Source organism: Marinobacter sp. OP 3.4, assembly GCF_036224885.1.
Classification (GTDB): domain Bacteria; phylum Pseudomonadota; class Gammaproteobacteria; order Pseudomonadales; family Oleiphilaceae; genus Marinobacter.
In genome coordinates this window covers 1-15,508 of sequence record NZ_JAVVLT010000042.1, presented here as the reverse complement: position 1 = coordinate 15,508, position 15,508 = coordinate 1, and the positions used below count along the sequence as shown (strand labels likewise).

13 protein-coding genes are annotated in these 15,508 nt (G+C 58.7%); 6 read left to right on the top strand and 7 right to left on the bottom strand.

Going from position 1 to position 15,508, the window contains the following annotated elements:
• Positions 1 to 7: 7 nt before the first annotated feature.
• Together RO069_RS08050 and RO069_RS08045 are read left to right on the top strand one after the other, a co-directional pair.
• Positions 8 to 5,053, top strand: coding sequence for a diguanylate cyclase (locus tag RO069_RS08050; protein ID WP_328186594.1), 5,046 nt, complete (start codon positions 8 to 10; stop codon positions 5,051 to 5,053).
• A 335-nt stretch (positions 5,054 to 5,388) separates the two neighbouring features.
• Positions 5,389 to 6,207 (top strand): PEP-CTERM sorting domain-containing protein, encoded by an 819-nt coding sequence (locus RO069_RS08045; protein WP_328186592.1) that lies wholly within the window; start codon positions 5,389 to 5,391, stop codon positions 6,205 to 6,207.
• A gap of 249 nt (positions 6,208 to 6,456) precedes the next feature.
• Here the strand turns inward: RO069_RS08045 and RO069_RS08040 are convergent, their stop codons facing one another.
• Positions 6,457 to 7,134 (bottom strand): nitroreductase, encoded by a 678-nt coding sequence (locus tag RO069_RS08040; protein WP_328186590.1) that lies wholly within the window; start codon positions 7,132 to 7,134, stop codon positions 6,457 to 6,459.
• Positions 7,135 to 7,343: 209 nt separating this feature from the next.
• On the opposite strand from RO069_RS08040, the gene RO069_RS08035 reads away from it, so the two are divergent.
• Positions 7,344 to 8,087: a pseudouridine synthase gene (locus tag RO069_RS08035; RefSeq protein WP_328186589.1), complete on the top strand. Its 744-nt coding sequence runs from the start codon at positions 7,344 to 7,346 to the stop codon at positions 8,085 to 8,087.
• Between the two features lie 17 nt (positions 8,088 to 8,104).
• Here RO069_RS08035 and RO069_RS08030 read toward each other — a convergent pair whose 3' ends face one another.
• The 6 genes from RO069_RS08030 to RO069_RS08005 form a co-directional block, all read right to left on the bottom strand.
• Positions 8,105 to 8,839, bottom strand: coding sequence for an esterase/lipase family protein (locus RO069_RS08030; RefSeq protein WP_328186588.1), 735 nt, complete (start codon positions 8,837 to 8,839; stop codon positions 8,105 to 8,107).
• Positions 8,840 to 9,032: 193 nt separating this feature from the next.
• The gene (locus tag RO069_RS08025) at positions 9,033 to 9,659 is read right to left on the bottom strand and encodes a glutathione S-transferase family protein (protein ID WP_328186587.1); all 627 of its coding nucleotides are present in this window, start codon (positions 9,657 to 9,659) and stop codon (positions 9,033 to 9,035) included.
• A gap of 200 nt (positions 9,660 to 9,859) precedes the next feature.
• Entirely contained in the window at positions 9,860 to 10,276 is a 417-nt protein-coding gene (locus RO069_RS08020) for a DUF7282 domain-containing protein (RefSeq protein WP_328186586.1), read from the bottom strand.
• Positions 10,277 to 10,385: 109 nt separating this feature from the next.
• A complete protein-coding gene (locus RO069_RS08015) occupies positions 10,386 to 11,144 on the bottom strand; it encodes an anti-sigma factor (protein WP_328186584.1) in 759 nt (252 codons plus the stop codon).
• Complete coding sequence (locus RO069_RS08010) at positions 11,141 to 11,752, bottom strand: sigma-70 family RNA polymerase sigma factor (RefSeq protein WP_328186583.1); 612 nt, start codon at positions 11,750 to 11,752, stop codon at positions 11,141 to 11,143. The genes RO069_RS08015 and RO069_RS08010 overlap by 4 nt, the downstream gene beginning before the upstream one ends.
• Positions 11,753 to 11,893: 141 nt before the next feature.
• The gene (locus RO069_RS08005; RefSeq protein WP_328186581.1) at positions 11,894 to 12,379 is read right to left on the bottom strand and encodes a VOC family protein; all 486 of its coding nucleotides are present in this window, start codon (positions 12,377 to 12,379) and stop codon (positions 11,894 to 11,896) included.
• Between the two features lie 604 nt (positions 12,380 to 12,983).
• On the opposite strand from RO069_RS08005, the gene RO069_RS08000 reads away from it, so the two are divergent.
• From RO069_RS08000 to RO069_RS07990, 3 genes are all read left to right on the top strand, one after another.
• Positions 12,984 to 13,685 carry a hypothetical protein gene (locus RO069_RS08000; RefSeq protein ID WP_328186579.1) on the top strand — a complete coding sequence of 234 codons (702 nt, stop codon included), beginning with the start codon at positions 12,984 to 12,986 and terminating at the stop codon, positions 13,683 to 13,685.
• Positions 13,686 to 13,876: 191 nt separating this feature from the next.
• Positions 13,877 to 14,632: an FKBP-type peptidyl-prolyl cis-trans isomerase gene (locus RO069_RS07995; RefSeq protein ID WP_328186577.1), complete on the top strand. Its 756-nt coding sequence runs from the start codon at positions 13,877 to 13,879 to the stop codon at positions 14,630 to 14,632.
• 352 nt (positions 14,633 to 14,984) lie between these two features.
• Positions 14,985 to 15,497: a hypothetical protein gene (locus RO069_RS07990; RefSeq protein WP_328186575.1), complete on the top strand. Its 513-nt coding sequence runs from the start codon at positions 14,985 to 14,987 to the stop codon at positions 15,495 to 15,497.
• Positions 15,498 to 15,508 lie beyond the last annotated feature (11 nt).

Sequence of the window (15,508 nt, the reverse complement as noted above, 5' to 3'; positions counted from 1 at the left end):
ACCCCTGATGCAGAACACGGTCCAGCTACCGGGCTACACCATTACCGACTGCCTGTGGCGCCACACCGGGCGGGTAGCGTACGGTGCACAGCGTCAGGTGGATGGCGCCCGGGTCATTATCGAGACACTGGACACCGAGTATCCGGACCGTCGCCAGGTGGCCGCGCTCCAGCACGAAGCGAGTATCGCGGCCCGCCTGGAAGGAGTCGGCGGGGTACGCCGGATTCACCAGGTGGCGCCACACGGCAGTGGCAACCTGGCACTGGTCAGCGATCACTACGACAGCTCCCTCACCGATCTGTTGAACCGGACCAACGGTGGACACCTGCCGGTGCTGCAGGTGCTGGAGATCGCCCGGGACCTGACCCGGACCCTGGGCGAGATCCACGCCCGGAACATCGTCCACAAGGCGATCACCCCCCATAACGTGCTGTTCGACCGGAAGCGTGGCGAACTCGCACTGACCGGCTTCAGCATCGCCTCCGAGCTGGGCCAGGAACGCCAGGCCACGGATCTCGCGACTCACCTGGAAGGGCTGCTGGCCTACATCTCCCCCGAGCAGACCGGTCGCATGAACCGCAGCCTCGACTACCGCTCCGATTACTATTCCCTCGGCGTGCTGCTGTACGAATTGCTCACCGGCCAGCCCCCGTTTGTTGCCGACAACACACTGGAGTGGGTACACCATCACATCAGCCGCCTGCCACGCACTCCCAGCAGTGTGTCGCCGGAAGTACCAAAGGCGATTTCCGACATCGTGCTGAAGCTGTTAAACAAGTCCCCGGACGAGCGCTACCAGAGTGGCGAGGGCCTGCTGCATGACCTGGCCCGGTGCATCACCGATATTGAGCAGGGCCAGCCACCACTCCCCTTCGAGCTCGGAGAACAGGACCGCCTGCAACAGTTCCTGATCCCCCAGGCCCTATACGGGCGAGAGCGGGAGCTGGACGAGCTTCTGAACCTGTTCGAGCAGGCAGTGGAAGGCCACACCCGCTTCTGCCTGGTCCATGGTTATTCCGGTGTGGGCAAGTCAGCTCTGGTAAATGAGATCGACCGTTACCAGGTGCGCGAGCGCGGCTTCCTGGTGCAGAGCAAGTTCGACCAGTTCCAGCAGGGTGAAGCCTATTCGGCCCTGGCGGCTACATTCCGGGGCCTGGTCCAGCAGGTCCTGCTGGAACCGGAAGCACAACTGTCGAAGTGGCGCGAACGCCTGATCGAAACACTGGGCCCCAACGGCGCCCTGGTCATCGACCTGGTGCCGGAACTGGCGCTGATAATCGGTGACCAACCCCCGGTTCCCGAACTGCCGCCGGCGGAAAACCGTAACCGGCTGCAACTGGTGCTGGCCGCCTTCCTGCGGGTGTTTGCCGGCAAGGGGCACCCCGTGGTGCTGTTCCTGGACGACCTGCAATGGAGCGACACCCCCACCCTGGAACTGCTACGCCGGGTTGTCACCTCCCGGGACCAGAGCCACCTGTTGCTGATCGGCGCCTACCGCAGCAACGAAGTCGGCCCGGGGCACCCTCTCAGCCTGCTACTGAAGGACCTGGACAATCACCAGCGCCTCCATGAAATCCCTGTCTGGCCACTGGACCACTACTCGGTCACGCAGCTGGTGGCGGACGCCCTTCGCTGCGACCCTGACGCCAGCGCCGAACTGAGCGGCATGCTCTATCAGCGGGCCGAGGGCAACCCATTCTTTACCAACGAACTGCTGCGCCAGTTGCATGCCCAGGGCGCAATCTCCGCGGACCCGGATACCGGCCAGTGGCACTGGCAACTGGACAGTACCCGATGGGAGGACATCAGCCACGATGTGGTGGCGTTCATGCTGGACAGCCTGCGACAGCTTCCCGCCGAGACACAGACCGCACTGAAACTGGCCGCCTGTATCGGCAATACCTTCACCCTCCACACCCTCGCCGCAATCTACGAGCGTTCGACGGCGGACACCGCCCAGGCATTGCTGCCCGCCCTGAAACAGTACACCGTGCTGCCGCTGCACAGTGACTACCGGCTGGTCAGTCAGCCAGATATCCGGCTTTCCCTGAACCCTCACTACCGCTTCCAGCACGACCGGGTGCAGCAGGCGGCCTATAACCTGATCGAGTCGTCGGAGCTGCCGCGCACGCACCTGCGGGTGGGCCGGTTGCTGCTACAGCACGGTGGCGAGTCCGCCGACAATGACCTGCTGATCGATATCGTCAACCACCTCAACCTGGGGCGCGAACTGATCGAGTCCGAAGACGAACGCTGGCAACTGGCCGGTTTCAACCTTCATGCCGGTACCCGGGCCCGGCAGGCCTCCGCCTATGAGTCGGCCCTGGACTACCTCAGGATTGCCCGAGAACTGCTGCCGGAGAACGCCTGGGCCACCCATCCCACCCTGATGCGGTCGCTGGCCTCGGAGCTGCAGCTCTGCTTCTACCTGACCGGCCGCACCGACGAGGCAGACCACTGGCTGGAGGTCATGCTGGAACATGCCGTAACTCCCCTTGAACGCGCCGATATCCTCGCCACCCGCACCCGGCAGAACGCCACCCTGGGCAGGATGAACGAGTCCATCCAGGCCGCCATCGAAGGACTGGCCCTGCTGGGTGTCAATTTCACCGAACACCCGTCCCTCGACGATATCGCCCGGGAACGCCAGCGGGTTGAGGAATACCTGGCGGGCCGGGAGATTGCGGATCTGGTCGACGCTCCAATCATCGACGACCCCGCCACCCTGACGGCCATGCGGCTGCTGATGGAGATCTTCGCCGCGGCCTTCCTCTCCGGCAGCAACCTGTTCAGCTACCTGGTGCTCAAGGCGGTCAACCTGGCGTTGCACCGGGGCAACTGCCCGGAATCCGCCTTTGCCTATGCCGCTTATGGCATGCTGCTGTGTGGCGAACTGGATGAACCCGCCCTTGGCTACGAATACGGCAAGGCCGGCCTCGCCATCAACGAACGGCTCGACGACCTGAGCCTGAGAGCCCGTGTCATCTATGTCTATGCCATGTTTGTCCATCACTGGAGCAATCACTGGTCGACCCTGACGCCCTGGTTCCGCAAGGGTATCGAGGCGGGCTACCAGTCCGGAGACCTGCTCTATCTGGCCTACAGCGCCCAGGACTGCGTGATCTGGGACCCGACCATGGACCTGGAGACGGCCCGTCAACGGCACGCCGAGAACCTGGAAATCGTGCGGGAATGCGCCTACCAGGACTCACTGGACTCCGGCAGCCTGTTCCTGCAGATGCAGCGCAACTTCCTCGGCGAAACCGAGGCTCCCTCCAGCCTGAGCAGCAGCGACTTCGATGCCAACCATTGCCTGGACGCGATGACGGACCGCCAGTTCATGACCGGTATTGCCAACCACCACATCTACCATGCCGAGATCAATGCGCTGTACGGGGATTACGAAAAGGCGCTGGAATCCATCAAGAAGCAGGACAAACTGATCCGGTCCGCCATGTCACTACCGCAACTGGTGCGTTTCTATGTCGTCGCCAACCTGACACTGGCCACCTGCTACCCAACCATGGGCATGGCCGAGCAACAGGCCACCCGGCAGAGGCTGGAGCAGGACCTGGCCAGGATGACCCTCTGGGCCGATAACTGCGAGGCCAACTTCCGGCACCTGCAATGGCTGATGAGCGCGGAGCTGGCCCGGCTGGACGGCGACAACCTGACCGCCCTGGCCCACTACGATGCCGCCATCGACGGCGCCCGTGCCAACGGCTTCCTGAGGGACGAAGCCGCCGCCTTCGAGCGCGCCGCCCGCCTGCTACTGGCCCTGGGCAGGGACCGATCGGCGGAAGGATACCTCCGTGGCGCCTACGGCATGTATAACCGCTGGGGTGCCAGGCGCAAGGTGGAACAACTGGAGGCGGAGTACCCGCTACTGCGTGAGTGGCGCCAGGGACAGTCCGGCGAATCCGACCTTTCGCTGTCCAACCTGGACCTGGCGTCAGTCATGAAGGCCTCCCGGGAGATCTCCGGCGAAATGGTACTGGACCAGCTACTGCGGAAAACCCTGGCCATCCTGCTGGAGAATGCCGGCGGCCAGTGGGGCTGCATGATCAAACGGACCGGGGCCCGCTGTGTGGTGGAAGCCGCGGTCCTGCAGGAGCAGGACCAGCCAACCGCTGACATTCCCGCCCATTCCACCCTGAGCGATCACCACGGCAACGCCATCGCCATGCCAATGAGCGTCCTCAGCCAGGTGTTCCAGCGGGGCGAAGCCATCGTCCTCCACGATGCCGCCGCCGATGGCCCGTTTATCAACGATCCCTATACCGTCAGCCTGCGCCCCCGCTCGGTCCTCTGTGTCCCGATCCTGAGGGAGCATTTCGAGGGGGCGGTCTACATGGAGAACAACCTGACCGACGGCGCCTTCACCGGGGACAGGGTGGAGTTGATCCGGTTACTGGCCGCACAGGCGGCGGTGGCCATTGAGAACGCCCACCTGTATGCCCAGGTCCAGGACTATTCCCGAACCCTGGAAGAGAAAGTCGCCGAACGTACCGCCGAGCTGGAATCGCTCAACGTGGAACTGCAACGACTGGCCGACCGGGACGGGCTCACCGGCGTCGCCAACCGGCGCTCCGGCAACGCGTACCTGCAGGACACCTGGCTGCGCCTGCGCCGTGAGCCTCAACCCCTGTCGGTGATCATGCTGGATGTGGACGACTTCAAGCGTTTCAACGACAACTATGGTCACCAGATGGGTGACGAGTGCCTGGTCCGGGTGGCGGCGGCGCTTGAGGCACAGATACAACGCTCCACCGATATGGTGGTGCGCTACGGCGGCGAGGAGTTCATGATGATCCTCCCCAACACTGACCGCGACGGCGCCATCCGGGTCGCGGAAAACGCCCGCCTCGCCATAGAGGCGCTGGCTATCGAGCATGACCACTCATCAACCAGTGACCACATTACGGTCAGTGTCGGCTGCGCCACCACCGTCCCCAGCGAACAGACAACGGCCGAACAACTGGTGTATGAGGCGGACCAGTCTCTCTACAAGGCCAAACAGGGCGGGCGCAACCGGATTGAGGTTGCTGGTTGAGCTGAATATTCGATGCTCCCTTCCCTACCCCGGAGGACCCTTTCCCGCCCCCTAAAACCGTCAGGATTATTTACAGATGTAGACGGAGCACGGATACGCATCGCTCATACCAACTGGCACCTTCAAATGGCTCAAAATATCCACCTTGAAAAAGCCGCATCCTTTCATACCGTTAGAACCACCATTCGCCAACCTGACTCTACTGAATCGACATACCGCCTTTATGTGGCCTCTAATTTGCTGCCCGTATCATCAGAGGGCAGAGCGCATTAACCATGCCGTACAGGTTCTCTAACCTCTGTTTCCATAAACAAAGGTTGAAAAGGCGATTTGTTATGAAGAAACAAACAGCGATCAGTTTTTTTGATGGAACAGGGATTATAAAGGCAGCCATTGGTGTCTTTATTCTGGGAGGTGCCGTCCATTCCGCAAACGCCGCGATCATTGAAGTGGATTATTCATCCCTCAGTGGCATTGCCGGTGCAAATTTTGAAGACCTGGGCCTTGGTCCTAACGAACAGGTAACTTTCGACGCGATCTTTGAGTCGGGAAACACCTCCTTCGGCGAAAGCTTTGCGGGGCAGACTGTCACCACAAGCGGTGACTTCGATGTCCTGACCGGTTCGCCCACGGGGCCCCTAACCCTGGTTCCCGGCGGAGCCGTCACAAACATCACGGCGGTTGATGGTGGTGCTGGCGATGTTGGCAACACAGCCATTGCCGGTAGCGGCCCCGACGGATACCCCGCCGCCAGCGCAGTAGGCGAGGGCTCGATTGCAATCCTGTTTGATTTCGATCAGTCCGAGTTCGGGTTCGATATCGTGGGTCCCAATTTCGGATCAGCGACCGCCCAGTTCTGGGCCCGCGACGGATCCCTGATTGATGAGATCAACTTCGCCCTCGGAGGATCCGTGTTTGAGTCATTCGGTTTTGTGACCGATGACGCTTCGTTTTCCGTCGCAGGCGTTTCCATCTTCAATAATGACCCCGGAGGAATCGGATTCGACAACTTCATCTTCAATGTCGAGGGCGTTCCGGGCACCCCCGGTGACGGTGGCACTCCGGTTCCAGAGCCATCCTCCCTCGGACTATTGGGTTTGGGGCTGGTTGCTCTGGTATACAGACAGCGCCGTCTGCCTTCCCGTCCCGCCTAGCACGGAATCGGAGGCTCAAGGATTCCTGATCCGCAACGGAGTGTCCTGGCTGTCCAGGGCGCTCTCTGTTGTCAAGTTCGCAGTGGCACACTTCCGATCCTGACTCACCGGACATGACAGCATAGAGCTACCCTCCAGATGGGTCACTGTGCCTCACCCCCAGTTGGGGAGCATTTGCTCTCATCTGGGCCGCGCCACGCCATTACGAACCGGAAGAAAGGCTATTCTTCCCGATAACTCCGTCAGCACTCAGCCTTCAAAGCCCAGGAAGCGCGCGGTATTACTCACCGGCCGCCGGCGGGAAACCACGGAATTGGCCACGAACTCATCATCCGGCCAGCCCAGCGCGACACAGGTCAGTATGACCTGGTCATCCGGAATCCCGGCCACCTCCCTCACTACCGGGCTCTGCATGATGCCCTGCCCGTTAATGACGGCACCCAGCCCCCGGCTCCAGGCCGACAGCACCAGTCCGTAGGTCATGGCCCCGGAATCAAAGTGGGCAATCGGGTTGTCCAGCAGCACCCGGTCGAAGCAGACCACGATCGACACAGGCGCATCAAACTGGCGGAAACCCCGCATCACCCAGTCCTGCCGGCGCTCGGCATCGTGGCGTTCAATACCCATGGCCTCGAACAGCTGTACCGCAATTTCGATCTGGCGCTGACGATGCTCTCCCTCGTAGGCGCTGTAGTCGCCGATTTCACGGCTGGGCGGCACGCCCTCAAGCATCCGCTCCGTATTACCCCGGCGAACCCGTTCAAGGGGCTCACCCGTCAGCACATGCAGGTGCCAGGGCTGGGTGTTCATGGAGGAAGGCGCACGACTCGCCAGCGCAATGATCTCCTCCAGCAGTTCACGGGGAACGGGTTTGTCCAGGAATCCACGGATGGAGCGGCGCTCCTGAATGACCTGATCAAGTTTCATGGGATGCCCTTTGTTAGGTTTGTACTGTCGGCTTCAGTGACAGGCGATGTAGAGCCCTTGCCTGCCTGATCGAAGATCTTGAATTAATAGTGCGAGCGCTCGATTATAGACACTATAAATACGCATGCTCAACAACCTGATCCATCAAGCAGATCCGTCACCTCCTCTGATAAGATACCCACCAACTCCAAACCATCGCAGACTTATCCTTGAAACTCTCCCGTATCCTGAGCAACCAGAATGGTGTCAGCCGGCAGCAGGCAAACCGGGCCATTGCCTCCGGGCTGGTACGGGTGGATGGAGAGGTATGCACCAATGCCGCCAGGGAGGTTTCACGTTTCCAGGGCGTGGTGGTGGGCGATAAGGTCATCAAACGGGCGTTGCCGGCACACTACCTGATGCTGAACAAACCGGCTGGATACCTCAGCGCCACCTGGGATCCCGTTCATCCCACGGTCATGGAGTTGCTACCACCGGAGATCAGGGCCGACCTGCACATCGCCGGACGCCTGGATCGGGCCAGTACCGGACTGATGATCCTGACCAATGATGGCCTGTGGTCACGGCGCCTGACGGAACCCGAAATCAAACTACCCAAGGTCTACCGGGTAAGCACCCTCCGCCCCATCGAGCCCCACACCGCACAACGGTTTGAGGAGGGCATCTGGTTTGCCTACGAAGGCCTGACCACCTCCCCGGCCACGCTCGAACAGCTTGGCCCCACCGACGCACGGGTGACCATCCTTGAAGGCCGCTACCACCAGGTAAAGCGCATGTTCCATGCCGTTGGCAACCAGGTGACCAGCCTGCACCGGGAGCGGATTGGAGAAATCACCCTGCCCCGGGATCTGGCACCCGGCGCCTGGCGGAGTCTGGAACCAGACGAAGTCCAATCCGTGCCCACAGGAAGAGCCACCGTCTTCGGGAAAGCCGGTCGCCTGGCCGTTACCTGACGCTTGCGTCCTGCATATTAAGGACGCCGGAACTCCCCGTCCTGCAGGAAATGCAGGGTCTGTTCGATCACCTCATCATCCGTCATCAGGAAAGGGTGGCTGACCGGCACGGTGATAAAGTCCTGCATGCCCTCGAGTTTCGCCCGCTCGATGGACACCTTGCCGTCATCGTCCCCGGGGATCAGGGTCGACAGGATAAGGTTGATGGAATCATGACCGGCGATAATGCCGACTTCGAGATCGGTGGGTCCCAACGACTGGGGGACCGAATCGCTGTCCGTTCCCAACTGGTTTCCGGCAGGCCCGTTAATCCATTGGAAAGGCGCCAGACCACCAAGTTTATCCACGACCTCACTGCCCTGGTTTGGCGGTCCCAGCATCACTACCCGCCCAAAGCGGAACGGGGCATCACCAGCATTCAGGTAACGCACGATGATACCGCCCAGGGAATGGGTCACAAACGCGACCTCGCTGTCACTCTCTGGTCCGACACATTCCAGGATCTGCGGGACAACGTAGTCTCTGGCCAGTGTCCCAATGGGATGGTCAGTGGAGGGATAGTCGATATTGCATGGGTGGAAACCCGCCGCCGTCAGGGCCTCCGCCATGTCGTCCATGGAATGGTGCGAACGGGCCAGACCGTGAAGTAGCACAACGGGGGAATCAGCCTGATCAGCCCGGGCACCCTGCGCGCCAACAAGCAGAATCACCAACAACAGGAAGCTGCCGGGAATAGAGATGGGATACCGCATCCTGATTATTGTCCCCCTGACGGCAGGATGGCGCTGGCATCCGGCCGTTTTTAGTCCGTTTCCTGTTGCTGCGACCATCCCGCTAAACTGACCATTCGGCACGCCAGTCGTGGTCGCCAGGACGATGACGTCAGGCGGCGACAGGGCGCCCGCGCCCATCATCATACCATCAGAGACGCGGAATCCGGCCCCATCAGGTTTCCATCGCGGCGAACGACTCGGCAATGGTTGGCGGCGCGGTGGGGCGGGCGTACATCCGCGTCAGGTACTCCCGCAACCCCGGCGTGTCGCCAAGCATCTCCTCCTCGTTCGCCCAGTCAAGGGTATAGGCCGCATTGAAATCGGCCACACTGAGCCGGTCGCCCACCAGGAACTCCCGGCCCTCCATGTGTTTCTCAAGCACGGCCACCATATCCAGGCACTCCTGTCTTGCCAGGGCGATATCCTGGGGCAGTCGCCTGTCTTCCGGATACAACAGTGTGTGCCGCCCGATTCGCCACAGGGGCTGTTCGATCTCGGTCACCAGGAAGAATATCCAGCGATACATCTGGCCCCTCTCCTCCACAGTCTCCGGAATAAACCCGGCCTGGGGGTGCTTCTCCGCCAGGTAGAGCTGGATCGCGGCGGATTCGGTCATCACAACACCGCCGTCCACCAATACCGGAACCTTTGCGGCAGGGTTGAGGGCCAGGAACTCCGGATTCATCTGCTCGCCGCTGAGGAGATCCACGGGGAGCATGTCGTACTCCAGGCCGAGTTCATTCAATAACCAGATAACACGCAGGACGCGGGTCGGGGGTGCTCCATACAGTTTCATCATGTCCAGCTCCGTTCACGTTCAGGAAGGGGATCTTTCTGACTCCCTGACTAGTCGGGCTGGAAAAGGTTAAATCGACACCTTTCTGGAAATCACCGTATGAGGGTCCCTGCTGCTTGCAACCATTCTCGTCCAACGCTGGTATCAGCCACACTGAGGAAATCCAGGCAGGGCCGAATACCCTGCCTGGAAGGACGGTCGGCTTACTCTGCGGTAATGGTCTTCATCACGAGCTTGCCGTCTTTCTTGACGGGGCCGTCTTCCGTCGCGCCAAGGGTGTATTCGAAGATCCCGGTTTTCATACCACCCTCCTCGCCATGGAGCATAAGCATCAGCCTATCGCCGGATTCCACCTCCTCGGTGAGGATCGCGGTCACATCGGTGTTGTCACCCATTTTCAGCGGCGCATGCCCAACCACGGGGCCGGGCTTCATATCAGCACCGGTGCGGTGTACCACGAGCCAGCCATTACTATCGGCAACGATCTTGTCCGCTGTGACGGTGCCACCGGATACCGACTGGTCGGAAGCCCAGACCCCGACGCCCATGCTGTCGGCCAAGGCATTACCTGACATCAGAGTGGCGGCCAGAAGGGCGGTTGTCTTCAGATACTGTTTCATGGTGCTCTCCTCGTACTTTGGTAGGCCCCAATGGGGCTATGGTCCCCAGATGGGGATACCGACAGCTACGGGAGAGCTTTCAGAAAGTTTCAGGGCAGCCACTATTTTTCTATAGCCTCTGCCCTGCCGGCCTCTCGCTGGTGGGATAGAGATAACCATGAATCGCAGGTCCGGTCGGTTGTCCGGTGGGCGAGCCACCCTCGGGTTCGACACTGATACCGAAGGTAGCCTGTTCAAGCAACTGGGCATCGTAGCCCTGAAGGACATCGGCGGCCACGGTCAGATCATCGCCGAGAACCGCTACCGACCGCGGTTTCGGACCCAGCCGCTCCGCCTTGATCCAGAGCTGGTATGAGCGGTCTTCCAGGGGCTTTGCGGTCACTGGCTTAAGAGTGAGTTCCCGGGTATTCAGGTCGACGGACAACAGAAAGGCCGGTTGCTCATCATTCTGCTGGAACACCGCTACATGGGAACGTGATTCCGGCGCCGGCTGCCATACAAGCACCGACATAAGAACCAACGCCGCCACCCCGGCAACCGCAGTACCCATCTGCCATCGCCTCAACCGATTACGAAGGGTTACCACAGTACTGCCGGCCTCGGGTTTCCGGTCTGCTTTCGGCCTGCTATCAGGTCGCGCCTGCAGCTCATCCAGTTGACGCTCGATGCGTGGGAGCAGTTCCGGACCTGGCGCCACCGGCACCACCTCATCGTTCATTGGCGACAGCAGGTTTTCCCAGTGCCGGATCAACTGATCCAGCTCCTGGTCGCGTTGTCGCCGCGAGGCCACCGACGCCCGTTCCCCGGCATCCAGGGTGCCCAGCACAAACTCCGCAGCCAGCATGTCGAGATCATCGCGCTCGGTCATGATGTCAGGCACCCTTTGAGTTGCTTCAGTGCCCGGTAAAGCCAGGTTTTGATGGTGTTCACCGGCTGTTCAAAATGAGCAGACAGCTCACGCCGGGACCATCCGTTCAGGTAGGCAAGTCGCACCATATCCCGGCGATCCTTTTCCAGCTGTTCCAGGCAATGGTTCAGTTGGTCCGCCGTTTGTCCTGCCTCCAGACTGGCCGGGCCGTCGGGTTCCGACGACGCCAGTTGAGCCAGTTCGTTGTCAGTGGCACGCGAGCCGGCAGGCTGACTGCGAATTCTGTCGATGGCACGGTTGCGGGCAATGGTTACCAGCCAGGTGATGGGAGATGCCTTGGCAGGGTCGAACTGCTCCGCCTTCTGCCAGATACTGACATACACCTCCTGGAGCACATCCTCCGCCCAGCCCCGATGTTGCAAGATACGCAGGATGGTACCCAGAAGTTTCGGGGCGGTGGCATGGTATAGCTCGGTAAAAGCGGCACGGTCCCCCCGGGCCACACCCAGCATCAGTTCACTGACCTGGGCTGACGAACTGGGCAACACCCCTGAGCCCGGGGATGGCGTGAAGCGGTCTACTGCGGAAGACGGGTCGGAATCGGACATGCACGGATCGCCAGTGAATGGAACAGGCCAGGGGCCGGTAACTCCGAAGAGTGACGCCGTAACCGTGCCTTGGTCAAGCGTTACGGTATCGGCTCGCCCTGGCTAACGGTCCACGGTCTCTTAAAGAATGCCCTCAACCGGCTAACGTCGAATCGCGGCCTCGATGGCAGCAATATCAATTTTTCCCATCTGCATCATCGCCTCAAAGGCCCGCCTGGCCCTATCAGGATCGGGGTCGGTAACGGCCTCCGTCAGTACGATCGGCGTTATCTGCCAGCATATTCCCCATTTATCCCTGCACCAGCCACAGGCGCTTTCCTGGCCCCCGTTGCCAACAATAGCGTTCCAGTAGCGATCCGTTTCAGCCTGATCCGTGGTGGCCACCTGGAACGAAAACGCCTCATCGTGCGTGAACGCAGGCCCACCGTTAAGCCCAAGGCAGGGAATGCCCAGCACGGTGAACTCGACGGTAATGACATCTCCCGCTTTCCCTGCGGGATAATCCCCCGGCGCATGGTTAACGGCAAGGACCTCGGAATCCGGAAACGTATCGGCGTAAAAGCGGGCCGCTTCCTCGGCAGTGCCGTCGTACCAGAGGCAGACTCTGTTCTTTGGTGTGGTCGTCATAATCAATGCTCCTTGGTAAACGTAGATCTGCTGGATGCTCTCTACCAGTACCCCGTCGTGCGGGACCCTGCCAGATCGACACTCACGCGCGTTCGTGAATCAACGTAGCACGGCCATCCGATTAGGCGAGTTTGGCCTCCCTTTATGGCTGCCACGGTAACTTACTTCATCGACTACTTTTCATGCCCTTGCCGTAGACCGTCACCATCGAATCTTTTGCCTAAATCAGCGTCGAAAATAGGGTTGGCAAACACGGATAATGTGAAATAAGCGAACCGAAAATAACTTTAAATACCACAAATCTTCAATTACAGATTCTCGAGTAACAACTAATGGTCCATGTTGGTAAATATGAAAGAAAGGCGCACTAGTACAAAAATTGATCACCCGACATTCCGACAGATGATTTTTTGTGGCTTCCGTGTGATAGCGGAAGCCTAAACTCGCTTTTACACTCCCCAGGATCCTGAAGCAAAGATCTGCTTCCAGATCTGAGCTCAGGTGCAGATCAGTGTGTTTGCATAGTTGTAATTTGGACCCTTACTTGCCGTCAGGTTAAGTAACGATCGCAATTACAACATCAATTATAAAAAAGAGGTTTCTTATGAAAATGTCAACAAAAATGAAACTGGGGAGCATCGCTGCCGTTCTTGCGTCAGGGCTTTTTATGTCAGGTTCCGCACTCGCTGTCGGCGGCGGTGGCGGCGGTGATTGCAGCGTCAGCACCGAACGATCACTGGGCGCGGAATTTTTTGTGCCCAGCGGTGGTGATGGTAACTACAACATCCTGGGCTGGGGCAACGGTACCGGTGGCTCCGTTAGCAACTACGACGGTATGCTGGAGTCCGTCGCAGAACAATGTATTCTGGTAGCCGCTGCCACGACCTCTCAGTCTGGTGACGGTAGTGATGTAGAGGATGCGGTCAACCGGGCGAAGAGCCGTTACAGCAACATTGTTGGTTCAGACCCCAAAGTCTGTACCTCCGGTCACTCCCAAGGTGGCGGTGGTTCTTTCAACGCTGCAAACCGTCTGGATGCGGACTGTGTGATCGCCGTTCAGCCTGACACCGTCTACACCACCAGCATTGATCGTCCTGTGGCCAGCGACGTTGATGTCGTCTGTATCTTCAGCACAGGTGACACCCTGGCACCCGCATCGCCGTTTAACGGCAGGAACTGCGAGCGTAATTCAACCCGTTACACCCAGGAGCTAACTTCTGGCACCCACTTTACACCGACCTCCGGTGATGGTGGCGCCGTTGGCGACGTAATGCGTGAATATGCCGAGCGTTGGCTGGTTAACTAATCAACGCCAGCTCTAGCACTTCAAAAACCTCAACCTACAGGGTTGGGGTTTTTTATTGTAGCCCTGAATTTTGCAATGCCTGCATTTGTCTTTAAAGAAAAATAGCGTGACATAAACAATATTTATCCAGGCATGCGTAACAGTTTGGTTAACAGCCTATTGATTCACGTTTGGCTCAGCGAGGAAATGACATGAAACAGACAATTGGCGCGGTCACGGTTCTGGTGATGAGTGTGGCGTTCGTGGGGACCTACAGTGAATCCTCTCAATCCAGGGAGTCCGAAAAAAAATCGGTTGATCAGGAACAGGAAATCTTTGAAGACCTGGACGACCGTTACAGTTACGCCTATGGCGCTGAGTTGGCACAGCAGTTTAAAGCTGAAGGCATTGAACTGAACGTCGAGTTGCTGGCCACAGGAATGCGGGATGTATTGGATGGGGGCGAGCAGAAAATGTCTGATGGAGAAGTCGCCGCTACAATTGAAATCTATCAGGAAATTCATACAAAGAAGAAAGAGGCAGAACGAGCTGTCATTGCTGAAAAGAACAAACAGGAAGGCGAGGCATTCCTTGCGGAGAATATCAACAAGGACGGCGTAATCGTTACCGATAGCGGCTTACAATACAAGGTAATCAACGAAGGTAATGGTGGATATACCCCGACAGAAGAAGATGAAGTGACCGTGCACTATCGAGGTACCTATGTGGATGGTACCGAATTCGATAGCACTTATAAACGTAACGAACCTTATACAGTGAAAGTCGAACGACTCATCGAAGGCTGGTCTGAAGCACTCCAACTGATGTCAGAGGGGGCCAAGTGGGAACTGTATATTCCTTCCGACATCGCGTATGGGGAGGAAGGATCAGGACAGTATGTCGGCCCAAATGCCGTATTGGTATTCGAGGTGGAGTTGCTTGAAATTAATAAAGTAAAAGAATCGTAAGCATCGTGTAATCCACTTCCCTGGCCATAAACAGGACGACACTCCTGATAGCGCCAAAGGTATTTCCCCGACAATATGGGAGCACCACATGCCATGCTCCCTTTTTGTGCGAGACATCATTTTTGATTACTTTGATCCTCCATCAGAATCAGATTTTGGTCTTTTCGTGTTATAGCAGGACGGGCCCCCACCTCTTACCCTAGTGGAGAACCTGCCGAAGACATTAGCTTTCAGGTCTGGGTGCAGGTGCCTATCAGTACGTTTCCATAGTTGTATATTGAATCGTTAATTTTTAGACATATTACAAAAATGTCGAAAATATCATCATAACGTACAAATAAAGGGGTTTGTTATGAAACTGTCTACAAAGATGAAACTGGGAAGTATCGCAGCCGTTCTTGCCTCCGGACTCTTCATGTCCGGCTCCGCCCTCGCCGTCGGTGGCGGTGGCAGCGGTGGTGCCTGCAGCGTTGACACTGAAATCGGATCTGGAGCCAGGTTCTTTGTGCCCAGCGGCGGCAGCGGTAACTACAACATCCTCGGCTGGGGTAATGGCACCGGCGGCACGGTAAGTGCCTACAGCGGCCTGCTGGAGTCCGTTGCGGAACAGTGTGTTGTGGTCGCGGCGGCCACCACCACCCAGTCCGGCGATGGCCGGGATGTGGAAAGCGCTGTTAACCAGGCGAAGAGCCGTTACAGCGACATCGTTGGTTCAGACCCGAAAGTCTGTACCTCTGGTCACTCACAGGGTGGTGGTGGCTCTTTCAACGCTGCCAATCGCCTGGATGCGGACTGTGTCATCGCCGTCCAGCCCGACACCGTCCCCCTCTGTCAGCCTAGTTGTCCAGTTGGCTATTTCGCCTGATTTTAATAATC

What these genes read in the sequence shown, in the direction of transcription:
- RO069_RS08025 (WP_328186587.1), bottom strand. Translation starts at nt 9,659, where the DNA reads ATGATGAAACTGTATGGAGCACCCCCGACCCGCGTCCTGCGTGTTATC.
- RO069_RS07995 (WP_328186577.1), top strand. Translation starts at nt 13,877, where the DNA reads ATGAAACAGACAATTGGCGCGGTCACGGTTCTGGTGATGAGTGTGGCG.
- RO069_RS08030 (WP_328186588.1), bottom strand. Translation starts at nt 8,839, where the DNA reads ATGCGGTATCCCATCTCTATTCCCGGCAGCTTCCTGTTGTTGGTGATT.
- RO069_RS08050 (WP_328186594.1), top strand. Translation starts at nt 8, where the DNA reads ATGCAGAACACGGTCCAGCTACCGGGCTACACCATTACCGACTGCCTG.
- RO069_RS08000 (WP_328186579.1), top strand. Translation starts at nt 12,984, where the DNA reads ATGAAAATGTCAACAAAAATGAAACTGGGGAGCATCGCTGCCGTTCTT.
- RO069_RS08040 (WP_328186590.1), bottom strand. Translation starts at nt 7,134, where the DNA reads ATGAAACTTGATCAGGTCATTCAGGAGCGCCGCTCCATCCGTGGATTC.
- RO069_RS08045 (WP_328186592.1), top strand. Translation starts at nt 5,389, where the DNA reads ATGAAGAAACAAACAGCGATCAGTTTTTTTGATGGAACAGGGATTATA.
- RO069_RS08010 (WP_328186583.1), bottom strand. Translation starts at nt 11,752, where the DNA reads ATGTCCGATTCCGACCCGTCTTCCGCAGTAGACCGCTTCACGCCATCC.
- RO069_RS08015 (WP_328186584.1), bottom strand. Translation starts at nt 11,144, where the DNA reads ATGACCGAGCGCGATGATCTCGACATGCTGGCTGCGGAGTTTGTGCTG.
- RO069_RS08005 (WP_328186581.1), bottom strand. Translation starts at nt 12,379, where the DNA reads ATGACGACCACACCAAAGAACAGAGTCTGCCTCTGGTACGACGGCACT.
- RO069_RS07990 (WP_328186575.1), top strand. Translation starts at nt 14,985, where the DNA reads ATGAAACTGTCTACAAAGATGAAACTGGGAAGTATCGCAGCCGTTCTT.
- RO069_RS08020 (WP_328186586.1), bottom strand. Translation starts at nt 10,276, where the DNA reads ATGAAACAGTATCTGAAGACAACCGCCCTTCTGGCCGCCACTCTGATG.